This window comes from Caldisphaera sp., assembly GCF_049974385.1.
Lineage (GTDB): Archaea > Thermoproteota > Thermoprotei_A > Sulfolobales > Acidilobaceae > Caldisphaera.
Window position 1 is genome coordinate 1 of the sequence record NZ_JBMFIW010000049.1, and the last position, 1,200, is coordinate 1,200.

The 1,200-nt window shown below is 27.7% G+C and carries 1 protein-coding gene; it reads left to right on the forward strand.

What is annotated here, in order from left to right; genetic code table 11:
• Positions 1–95 precede the first annotated feature (95 nt).
• Positions 96–878: a hypothetical protein gene (locus ACP5GV_RS08030; RefSeq protein ID WP_428103273.1), complete on the forward strand. Its 783-nt coding sequence runs from the start codon at positions 96–98 to the stop codon at positions 876–878.
• The last annotated feature ends 322 nt before the right edge of the window (positions 879–1,200 follow it).

Genomic DNA, 1,200 nt, shown 5'->3' on the forward strand with positions numbered 1-1,200 from the left:
ATGATTTTAATATTTATAGCTATAGAAACTTCAGCATTAATAATATCATCTGAAGTAATAGGACTATACAATATATATATAATGAAGTTGAATCTTTGTCTAATAAAAGCAGCATAATAATAACTGGGTATTCGATATCCCCATTTACTTCTCTTGTTAACAAGGAAAATATCTTAAACAGACTAAGCAATGTATCAGGTGTTAAAAACATAGAATTTATAGTTTTATCATTGGGTAACGTAGAAGATAAAAACGTTGTATTTTTAGGTATAAACAATTACAACAATTATTGTGCATATCCTAGTATTTCAGCAGAAAAGGAACTAAACTTAAAAGTCAATCAAACTTTTATTGTTTACCCAGCTTTTTCTAATACGCCGATTGAGTTAATTGTATGTAATTTTTCGAATACCATACCTTTTGGAATAGAAGTTAGCAATAATATAGCTTACCAAATTCATGGTGGAGGAATTAATGAAAATTTAGCATCTATAGCAATAATAAATCTGTTAAACACCTCTTATAAGGAAAATGTGATAAAAGCATTGCAATTGCCAAGCTTTGAGAGCAGTTTAATAAAAAAAGTCTCTGTAGTTGCTGAAAGCTTAAATAGTGAAAAAATTCAACAAGAGTATAGCAAGGCCTCTACGATTTATTACAATAAGCTTGGAATTCCTAGAATTGCATTTATTTCTTTAGCAATAGCAGCAATAATAATTTCAATAGGTTCTTATATAAATGGTGAAGTCATGGCCTTAACTGAAAATGAAACATTTAATATTTTCTATTATTACGGTTTATCAAAAAATAGACTTAGTTTAATTTCTATATTGGTTTACCATCTTAATAAGCTCATAATCCAAAACAACTATACTTAGTTTAATTTCTATATTGGTGAATTTAATATCGTTTATGTTTTCTATACCTTTTTTAATATTAATTTTTTATTTCTTCTCTCAAAATATGAGAACAGATGTTTTTGGTTTCGATTTAATACCTAGAACAAATTATGAAATTATTTTTATAGCTTTTATCCTATTAAAAGAGAAGGTCAGCTTAAATCATTGTACCCTTATTGTGTAACTAATAATAGCTCTATTGCCATATCCCGCGAAGCAGCTATATCGGCTATTGACGGATTGAAAAAACTAAATAGAGCATCAGGCGTTGATAGATTTATCTTTATGACAGCTATTACAG